Raw genomic sequence first — 9,605 nt, forward strand, 5'->3', positions numbered from 1 at the left:
GGTGACCAGGACGGCTGGGGCACAAATAGGTTGTCAAAGGCCGAGTCGATTTTGGGGACTGGGATGTCCCAAAATCTATCACGAGGTCGAAGACACGCTTGAGCTGGAACAGAAAATACGAGTCCACGTTGGGTCCCGCCGTGGAGATTGGCGCGCTGCAACCGAAACCCATGCATGATCTTCTGCTTCGCGAAGTATTGAGAAGCATTCCGCCTCTTCATGTATTCAATGGTCATTGCACCCACAGCAATGCGCTTGCGGATCTCCTGCTGCAGGAAGAGATACAGACGATTGCCCTGGTTCGCGATCCCCGTGACGTGGTGGTTTCTCTTGCTGAATACCTGATAAAGCACGAACACCCGCAATATCGGGGCAAATCCTGGAACAAATGCCTCAGACAAGCAATCGAGGGTTATTCTCCCATTCATGCGCCAAGAGTACGCCCCACGGAAGAACGTGGCTGGCAACAGGCCTGGCAGGCATTCCTGCCCTGGAAGGAAGTGAAAGGAGTGCTGTTTCTGCGCTTCGAAGATCTGGTTGGCCCGGAGGGCGGCGGTTCGGAAGAGACACAGCTGCAGAACATCCGCCGGATTCTTGATTTTGCAGGCAAACAGACATTGCCCGCGGAAGAAATCCATGGTAATGTCTTTGGGGCACACGCACCATCCCATCCGCACATCCGCAGGGGCGGTATTGGCCGCTGGAAAGAGAAATTCACTCCTGAAAACAAATCCCGATTCTAAGGATGTCATCGGCGACATACTTGTCGGGCTGGGCTACGAAACCAACACCGACTGGTGAAATCAGCGATTGACCCGTATCACGCACCAGATCCGGGTATTCCGGTGCGTGATACGGGTCAAAACAACGAGGCACTCAGCTCATTCACAGCCGAGAGCATGTCGGGATCATCCGTAAGCGCCTGGGCGATGGCGCTGCGGCAGGCGACGACCGGGGCAATGTTCGATGCCATGAGCTTGGCGGCGTGCACCAGCAGACGCGTAGATGCGCCTTCATCCAGACCCTGGCCCTTCAGGTTACGGGTCATCTGGGCAAACTTGACCAGCTGACGCGCCATGTCCGCATCGATGCCAGATTCCTTCTCCACAATCTTCTGCTCCAGCGCGGTATCGGGGTAATCGAACTCGAGCGCCACGAAACGCTGCCGCGTGGACTGTTTCAGATCCTTGAGCACGGACTGATAACCGGGATTGTAGGACATGGCCAGGCAGAATTCCGGCGGTGCTTCCAGCAGTTCACCCACCTTCTCCATGGGCAGCACCCGCCGGTCATCGCCCAGAGGATGAATGACCACGGTGGTGTCCTTGCGGGCCTCCACCACCTCATCCAGATAGCAGATGCTGCCGTTGCGCACCGCCCTCGCCAGGGGGCCGTCCACCCACACCGTTTCACCGCCCTTCACCAGGAATCGCCCCACAAGGTCGGAAGCGGTCAGGTCATCGTGACAGGAAACGGTCAGCAGCGGCCGTTGCAGCCGCCAGGCCATGTGCTCCATGAAGCGCGTCTTGCCGCAGCCCGTGGGACCCTTGAGCAGGACGGGCAGCCGGTTCCGGTAGGCTGCCTCGAACACGGCGATCTCATCGCCCACCGGTTCGTAGTAAGGCTCTTCGGTAAAAACATATTCTTCAGGAGTAAGGCTGCGGGCGTGCTGACTCACGGATACTCTCGGATGTAAGGGTGATATTGCATAGTGTAGCCTGATTCCAGACCGGAGTTGTGCCATGCAATGTCAGGTATTTGGATTCTAGACATAATGTCTAGCCAATTCCGATATAGCGTGGCTTCAGATGCGAATGGGTTTCTTCAACCAGGCTGTGGACCCGGTTCTTGCCCTGTTCCTTGGCGATCAGCATTGCCAGATCAGCCCGCCTGACCAGGTTTTCGGGTTCATCACCCTCCAGCAGTTCGGTGACTCCGAAGCTGGCGGTTACCCGCCTGTCGTGTGAAAACCGGCTGCTCTCCAGCAAAGCTCTCAGCTTTTCTGCCAGCCGGTAAGCGCCCGAGCGGTCTGTTCCGGGCAAAAGGATGATGAACTCCTCTCCGCCCCAGCGGGCGAACACATCCGAGTTTCTCAACCCCCGTTTGATCACCGCAGAAATCTCCCGGAGTATCTGGTCACCCACCAAATGGCCCTGCTGGTCATTGATCGATTTGAAATCATCCACGTCAAACATGATCACGGACAGGGGGTGGTGGTAGCGGCCGAACTTGTCCAGTTCATCCTTGAGCAGTGACTCGAATTTCTGGCGGTTGTAGATCCCGGTCAGGCTGTCGATACTCGCCTGAATGGACAAGGCCCTGTTGATACTTTGCAGCTCCATTTTCTTGGCCTGATGACCCAGGATCAGGGTAAGCAATACTGCGATGAAAAAGACGGCCGGCACAAAGCTGGGAACAGTCACCAGCTTTTCCGGTTTCGCCGGTGGCGTCAGAGGGCGGGTGGGCACACCAAGTTTCTGCAACAGTCCGATCGCCGAATAGGTGGTGTAGATATCGCCGCCGTACTGCCCGCTCGGTGAGCGTAAGGACATCACATATTTGCTGATCCGGTGTTTGTCGATGTGGTCCAGGTACACCATGTCCCTGAGCAGCCAGATGACCAGATGGGTCGCCTTGAGCGACGGCTTTTTCTTTTTCGGCTCGCTGTAGCGGGAAAAGGCTCCAAAATCAGGCAGATAATACTCACGGACAAGATATCCGGAAAGACGGTCCATATTGATCACGTCCTGCACTGCCCTTCGCCTGGCCGGCAAGTCGCCGTTGGTGGTATCCAGCGGCGCGATCACGGCCCGAAATGCATTGTAACTGTCCTCCACGGGGGCGCCGGGCTGCTGACGAACGCCACCGCTTACGGGATCTGTCACCGAGCTTACGAAACGCCGCACACCCTGGCTGAGCTCCTGTGGAAAAGGCTTGTTCATGTGACGGTGGAGAATACCCAGCGCCCGGGCAGCGAAGGACGTGCATTTCATGCTCGATGCCATCCCGAAGGCGGGATAGTGCTCATCCCAGAAGCCTCCATCCGGATTCTGGTGGAGCGAGATGAAATCCCAGATGCGCTGCAGGTCGATACGGGGATCATCCAGCAGGTCCAGTGCTTCCAGAATCATCAGGGCATCCATGGTAGGACGCACACCCACAGGCTCATTGGGCAGGGTCCTGAAGCCGGCGTACCGCCCCGGCGGGGCATAACGGGCGCCATCCACGTCAGCCTTGTACAGCCCCATCACATATTCGGCGACCGCAATGCGGTTGATCTGGCGCAACCCTCCCAGATCCCGCAAGGTGGTGATGGCATAGCGCGTGGCGCGCAGGGTACTGTCATTGAGCTGTGAGGGCTCGAAGAGCATGTCCGGATTGGATACGAAGAAGCCCGCAGGGTTCTGGCGGTTGACAATCCACTGAATCGTCGTGGCCGGCGTGTAATAGATGTTGTTTTCCCGGTAGGCCTCCAGTGCCTGCTGGTACTGAATCTGCCGCTGAGAATACTGCAGTGCATCATTCGCGATTTTCCACTGGAAGAACACGGCAAACGCCACCAGCATTCCCGCAAGCAGTAAAAGAACTCTATTCATTTCCGATCACATTACCCTGCATTGGATAGCGATTGCAGGATCTTCTCAAGTATAAATCCCTGAATGAAAAGCTTAACTCCAGTTCGAAGAGCTTTGCGAATCATACAAGAATATTGGAATACCGGAGAAAATACCCCAATTTTTCCCTATTCGCTCATACTTTCCCGCATTCGGCAGGGAGAAGAGACACCCGGGCAGCTCTGCAGAAGCGCTAAGCTGCCTGTCCAAAAGGAAAAACCGGCAGGACCAAAACCCGGTTTTCCGCAGCTGGGGTGCAACCAGCCATGCCCGGTGCCGGCAACGAACGCTTTCCGTCTGGAAAGGCTCGGCACACCTTAAAAAGTTCATTGATCACCCCAGCAATACGCCAACATACGACACATCTATTAGCATATTGGAAAATTCGATTATAGAAGCATAGCGATTCAGGACGAACGAGAGTATTGTAACCACATCTAAATGCGGGCCTGCGCCTGCGTTGGTGGTTTTGGCTGTGACAAAGCCACCAGCTAAACCAAGATTACCGGCCTTCCGGCCCCAACCGGAAAGCCAGCCATCCTTGAAATGTAATCCGCAACGGAGGTAATTCCATGACGGAGGTAGTAGCCACAAACCAGACAATCCTGGTGGTCGGTGGCGGCATCAGCGGCATGACAGCCGCGCTTGAAGCTGCAGAAACCGGCGCTCAGGTCGTCCTGGTCGAAAAACGTCCTTATCTGGGCGGTCGTGTGAGCCAGCTGTACAAGTATTTCCCCAAACTGTGCCACCCGACCTGTGGTCTGGAGATCAACCAGCGCCGCGCCAAGATGAACCCCAACCTCACCATCGTTACCGGTGCTGAAGTCAGCAAGCTCGAGGGCGAAGCCGGCAACTACACCGCCACGGTAAAGCTGTCTCCCACCTATGTGAACGACAACTGCACCGCCTGCGGTGACTGTGCCAGGGCTGTAGAGGCGGAATTCGACGACGAATACAACTACGGCATGAGCAAGCGCAAGGGCGCCTACCTGCCCCACGTCATGGCCCACCCCATGAAATATGTGCTCGATCCCGCCATTATCGGCACCGATGACGCACAGAAAGCCAAAGATGCCTGCAAATACGACGCCATTGATCTCGACGATGCCGAGAAGGAAATCCAGTTCCCCGTCGGCGCTGTCGTCTGGGCTACCGGCTGGAAACCTTACGACGCGGCCAGGATCCAGCCTTACGGCTATGATCGCTATGCCAACGTGGTGACTAACGTGGAGTTTGAGCGCATGGCGGACCCCAAGGGTCCCACCGGCGGCAAGATCGTGCGTCCCTCCGACGGCAAAGAAGCCAAGAACGTGGCCTTCATCCAGTGCGCCGGTTCCCGTGACCGCAATCACCTGTACCACTGCTCGCGCATCTGCTGCATGGCGTCTCTCAAGCAGACCCATTACGTGGTGGATGCCTACGGTGACGACGCCCAGGTGAGTATCTACTATATCGATATTCGCGCCATCGACCGCTTCGAGGATTTCTACGCCGAAGTGCAGGCCATGGACAACGTGAAATTCATCAAGTCCAAAGTGGCATCAATCACCAAAGGCGAGAACGACAATCCCTGCCTCAACGGTGTGGATACCGAAGGCTATCACCGTTATGCCAACGAGCACGATCTGGTCGTACTGGCCACCGGTATGGAACCTTCCGTGTCCATCGACAGCTTTCCCGTTGACGTTGAAATCAACCGGGAAGGCTTCATCGAGCCAGCAGAGAAGAATGGCGGTGTGTTCGCGGCGGGCTGCGCCAGCGATGCACTGGATGTCAACCGGGCGGTACAAAGCGCCACCGGTGCGGCATTGAAGGCCATTCAGGTTGTCAATCGTGTAGCACGTGCGGAGGGCTGAAAAAATGTCTGACGAACAAGTAGAAAAGAAATACGGTGCCTATATCTGCACCGGCTGTGGCATTGGCGACCGTCTGGACGCCGGTGAGCTGGAATCCACCGCCTCCCGCGACGGCCGCATGAATGTGGTCAAGCAGCACGAAATGCTGTGCAGCAAGGAAGGCGTACAGATGATCCGTGACGACATCGATAACGACGGCGTCAATCACGCAGTCATCATCGCCTGCTCCCGCCGCGCCAAGGTCGAGGCTTTCGACTTCAACGATATCGCCATGACCCGCTGCAACATCCGCGAGGGTGTCATCTGGGCGCGTCCCGATACCGACGAAGCCAAGGAAACCACCCAGGAAATGGCGAATGACTACATTCGCATGTCCTGCGGCGAAATCAAGCAGATGAACAAGCCCAGCGCTTCCGGTCAGCAAAGCCGCAACCCCAATGTCCTGGTGGTCGGTGGCGGTATCACCGGCATGACTGCAGCTATCGAGGCTGCCGAAGCAGGTTACACGGTACACCTGGTGGAGAAGAGCGGCGCACTGGGCGGCCACGTGGCTCAACTGCACAAGCGCGTCCCCTTCAAGGCCGCGCCCCAGGGTACGCCCAACTCCCCGGATGCCAACCTGCCCATGCCTGAAGATACCGGCATCGAAGACATGATCGCCGCCGTCGAGGGCAACGACAACATCAAGGTTTACCTGAACAGCACCGTCACCAAGACATCCGGCGCGCCGGGTCGCTTCAGCGTGGACATCAGCGCAGAATCCGGTGGCACCACCACCGAGAACATCGGCTCCATCGTCCAGGCCACGGGTTTCAATCTCTACGATCCCGAGAACCTGCCGGAATTCAACTACGCGGGTTCTCCGGACATCATCACCAATCTGGAGATGGAAGCGCTGGCCAACGCCGCCAATGGCGGCCCCATCAAGCGCCCGTCCGATGGCAAGGAGATCACCTCCGTGCTGTTCGTACAGGATGCCGGTCAGAACTCCACCGACGAAGACCGCCTGCCCTATGATTCAGGCATCGGCGATCTGGTGTCCATCAAGCAGGCGCTGTACTTCAAGCACCACAACGAAGGCTGTGACACCACCATCTGCTACAACAACCTGCGGACTCCCGGCGCTGCCGGTGAAGATTTCTACCGCAGCGGCCAGAAGAACGGCGTGATCTTTACCAAGAGTGATGTCAAAGAAGTCACTCCCGGTGACAGCATCACGGTCAAGATGCACGACAAGATCCTCGATGAAGACGCCGAGGTGAAGGTCGATCTGGTGGTGCTGGACCTGGGCATGGTGCCCAACTCCGGTCCCGACCCCTATGCCGCCAACGAAGCGCTGGAAGGTATGAGCGACGAGGATCGTGCCGAGGAACTGGAAGCCCAGGAGGCTCACGCCGCTGACGAAACCTCCGTCAAGGTCGAATCCATCCTCAACCTGGACTACCGTCAGGGAACCGACCTGCCGCATCTGAAGCACGGTTTCACCGATTCCCACTTCATCTGCTTCCCCTATGAGACCCGCCGCACCGGCATCTATGCCGCCGGTCCCGTGCGCCGTCCCATGGATATCAGGCAGGCGATGGATGACGCCACCGGCGCCGCCATGAAAGCCATCCAGGAAATCGAGAACGCCGGCCAGGGCCGCGCCGCCCACCCCCGTGTTGGCGACCTGTCCTTCCCGACTTTCCGCAAGGAAGGCTGCACCCAGTGCAAGCGCTGCACCGTGGAATGCCCCTTCGGCGCCATCGATGAAGATGAAGAACGTTATCCCCAGTACAACGAATCGCGCTGCCGCCGTTGCGGCACCTGCATGGGCGCCTGCCCGGTACGGGTCATCTCTTTCGAGAACTACTCCGTCAACACCGTGGGCGCGCAAATCAAGGAATGCGATATTCCCGAGGAATGGGACGAAAAGCCCCGCATCCTGGTGCTGGCCTGCGAGAACGACGCCTATCCGGCGCTGGACCAGGCCGCTATCAGCGGCGTGGAAATCAGCCCCTGGGCGCGGGTCATTCCCGTGCGCTGTCTGGGATCCACCAGCCTGTCCTGGGTGACCGATGCACTGAACAACGGTTTCGACGGCATCATCATGATGGGCTGCAAGCGCGGTGACGATTACCAGTGTCACTTCGTGCGTGGCTCCACCATGGCCGCAGAGCGTATGGCAAAGGTCGGCGACACGCTGGAAACCCTCAACCTCGAACCTGAGCGTGTCGTGGTGGAAGAAGTTGCCATCACCGATATCGACCGTGCACCTCAACTGATCAAGGATATGGAAGAAACCATTGAAAAGGTCGGCCTGAGCCCATTCAAGTTCTAACGGAGACTGGCGATGAGTGAAATGAACAAAGCAATGATCGAGCAATATCGCAACAGCTTCCTGAGTGAAGTTGAAGCCAACGTCGAAGAAGGCGAATGGGTGAAGATGTGCATGCAGTGCGGCGTGTGCTCCGGCTCCTGCCCCCTGGGCAAGCACTGGGCACACCCACCGCAGGAAATCTTCATGATGATCCGCGCCGGCAAGCGTGACGAGGTGCTTGCGTCCGATTCCATGTGGATGTGTACTTCCTGCTACAACTGCGTAGTACGCTGTCCTCGGCAACTGCCCATTACCCATATCATGCACGGCCTGGCAACCTACGCCAAGAAGCTGGGTCTGGTTCCCCAGAATCAGCCCACGGCCAAGTTCGCGGAAATCTTCTGGAACAACATGATGAAGAAAGGCCGGGTCAATGAGCTGAAGCTGGGTCTGTCCCTGTACTTCAAGGACGGCTTCGGTCCGGGCGTCAAGGAAGCCCTGCGCAACAAGGATCTGGGCATGAAGATGATGAAAGCCAAGCGTATGGCCGCCAGCGAATTCTTCGGCGGACATGGCGTGAAGGATCTCAGCGGATTGCAGAAGATGATCAAGAAGGCGCAGGAAATCGAAGATGCGCGCATGAAGAAGTTCGACTAACCGGAGGCATCCCAAGATGGCTAAAAGAGAATATTCCTACTACCCGGGATGCTCCTCCCAGAAAGGCGCATCCTCATCCAACCTGATGAAATCCGTGGACACCATGTGTCAGGAGCTGGACATCCAGCTCAACGAGATTCCTGACTGGAACTGCTGCTCGGCATCCATTGGTTACGCCAGCGGCTCCGAGCTGCCACGCCTGACCCTGTCGGCGCGCAATATCGCCCTGTCCGAAGAGCACAACAAGGACCAGGAGATCGTCGCCACCTGCGCCGCCTGCTGGCTGGCCACCAAGGAAGCCGCGGAGCGTCTGAAGGAAGACGAGTCCATGTTCGCCGAGGCCAACCAGGCCCTGGCGGAAGCGGGTCTGAAGCTCAACAACACCACGCCCATCAAGCACATGGCCGAAGTTATCATCGAGGACATCGGCCTGGAAGACATCAAGGCAGGTGTGAAAAAGCCCCTGGAAGGCATCAAGATCGCCGGCTATGTGGGCTGCCAGACCAACCGTCCCTTCGGTATCGCTGGCGAGTCCTTCGAAAACCCCATGTACCTGGACCATCTGGTCGAATCTCTGGGCGCGGATTCCATCCCCACCTACGAGAAAAAGGTGCAGTGCTGCGGCGGCGCCCTGGCATTCTCCGAGCCCGAAAAGTCTCAGGAGATGATCAAGGGCATCATCGAAGCAGCCTACGATAACGGTGCTGACATGATCGCCACGCCCTGCCCCCTGTGTCAGGCCAACGTAGAGATCTACCAGGATCAGATCAACGAGAAGTACGACACCAAGTTCAACATTCCCGTGGTGTATTACAGCCAGTTGATCTCCGTGGCTTATGGGCGCTCTGCATCAGATGCAGCGCTGGACGGTCAGCTGATCGCCGCCAAGCAGTTGGAAGATATTGCCAAGAAGTAACGGTGTTTCTTCCTGCAACGAAAAAAGCCCCGATCGGGGCTTTTTTCTTGTCTGGCTGCCTTTCTACAGCTGTTTCCTGCCAATAGCTTGTTCCAAAGAGAGCCACTATTGAACAGGTTGCGGTATACAAAATGTACATTTTTAGTGTAAGCGCCAAAGAATCAACCCTTTTGCATCTTGTTGAGGGAGGTGTTCCAGGGTAGCAAGGCTTCGACGTCCTCAACCATCTTGGCGTTCCCAATATGCTGTAGCACATGGTTGAG

7 protein-coding genes are annotated in these 9,605 nt (G+C 57.1%); 5 read left to right on the top strand and 2 right to left on the bottom strand.

The window, feature by feature from the left end; translation table 11 throughout:
* Positions 1-170 precede the first annotated feature (170 nt).
* Positions 171-743 (top strand): sulfotransferase domain-containing protein, encoded by a 573-nt coding sequence (locus ACOCD2_RS06865; RefSeq protein ID WP_419589579.1) that lies wholly within the window; start codon positions 171-173, stop codon positions 741-743.
* Positions 744-859: 116 nt separating this feature from the next.
* On the opposite strand, the gene ACOCD2_RS06870 is transcribed toward ACOCD2_RS06865, so the two are convergent.
* Both ACOCD2_RS06870 and ACOCD2_RS06875 read right to left on the bottom strand, forming a co-directional pair.
* Positions 860-1,678 (bottom strand): CbbQ/NirQ/NorQ/GpvN family protein, encoded by an 819-nt coding sequence (locus ACOCD2_RS06870; RefSeq protein WP_293650061.1) that lies wholly within the window; start codon positions 1,676-1,678, stop codon positions 860-862.
* A gap of 100 nt (positions 1,679-1,778) precedes the next feature.
* The gene (locus tag ACOCD2_RS06875; protein ID WP_293646763.1) at positions 1,779-3,596 is read right to left on the bottom strand and encodes a diguanylate cyclase; all 1,818 of its coding nucleotides are present in this window, start codon (positions 3,594-3,596) and stop codon (positions 1,779-1,781) included.
* 590 nt (positions 3,597-4,186) lie between these two features.
* Between ACOCD2_RS06875 and ACOCD2_RS06880 the strand changes: the two genes are divergently transcribed.
* The 4 genes from ACOCD2_RS06880 to ACOCD2_RS06895 are packed head-to-tail and all read left to right on the top strand — an operon-like array spanning position 4,187 to position 9,342.
* A complete protein-coding gene (locus ACOCD2_RS06880) occupies positions 4,187-5,470 on the top strand; it encodes a CoB--CoM heterodisulfide reductase iron-sulfur subunit A family protein (protein ID WP_293646765.1) in 1,284 nt (427 codons plus the stop codon).
* A 4-nt stretch (positions 5,471-5,474) separates the two neighbouring features.
* Positions 5,475-7,790 (top strand): FAD-dependent oxidoreductase, encoded by a 2,316-nt coding sequence (locus ACOCD2_RS06885; RefSeq protein WP_293646767.1) that lies wholly within the window; start codon positions 5,475-5,477, stop codon positions 7,788-7,790.
* 12 nt (positions 7,791-7,802) lie between these two features.
* Positions 7,803-8,426, top strand: coding sequence for a 4Fe-4S dicluster domain-containing protein (locus ACOCD2_RS06890; RefSeq protein WP_293646769.1), 624 nt, complete (start codon positions 7,803-7,805; stop codon positions 8,424-8,426).
* A 16-nt stretch (positions 8,427-8,442) separates the two neighbouring features.
* Positions 8,443-9,342 (top strand): CoB--CoM heterodisulfide reductase iron-sulfur subunit B family protein, encoded by a 900-nt coding sequence (locus ACOCD2_RS06895; protein ID WP_293646771.1) that lies wholly within the window; start codon positions 8,443-8,445, stop codon positions 9,340-9,342.
* The last annotated feature ends 263 nt before the right edge of the window (positions 9,343-9,605 follow it).

Source organism: Thiolapillus sp., from assembly GCF_048562965.1.
Lineage (GTDB): Bacteria > Pseudomonadota > Gammaproteobacteria > Chromatiales > Chromatiaceae > Thiolapillus > Thiolapillus brandeum_A.

Excerpts from the sequence above, each read along its gene's own strand:
- ACOCD2_RS06865 (WP_419589579.1), top strand. The coding sequence starts at position 171 with ATGCATGATCTTCTGCTTCGCGAAGTATTGAGAAGCATTCCGCCTCTT.
- ACOCD2_RS06875 (WP_293646763.1), bottom strand. The coding sequence starts at position 3,596 with ATGAATAGAGTTCTTTTACTGCTTGCGGGAATGCTGGTGGCGTTTGCC.
- ACOCD2_RS06880 (WP_293646765.1), top strand. The coding sequence starts at position 4,187 with ATGACGGAGGTAGTAGCCACAAACCAGACAATCCTGGTGGTCGGTGGC.
- ACOCD2_RS06885 (WP_293646767.1), top strand. The coding sequence starts at position 5,475 with ATGTCTGACGAACAAGTAGAAAAGAAATACGGTGCCTATATCTGCACC.
- ACOCD2_RS06890 (WP_293646769.1), top strand. The coding sequence starts at position 7,803 with ATGAGTGAAATGAACAAAGCAATGATCGAGCAATATCGCAACAGCTTC.
- ACOCD2_RS06895 (WP_293646771.1), top strand. The coding sequence starts at position 8,443 with ATGGCTAAAAGAGAATATTCCTACTACCCGGGATGCTCCTCCCAGAAA.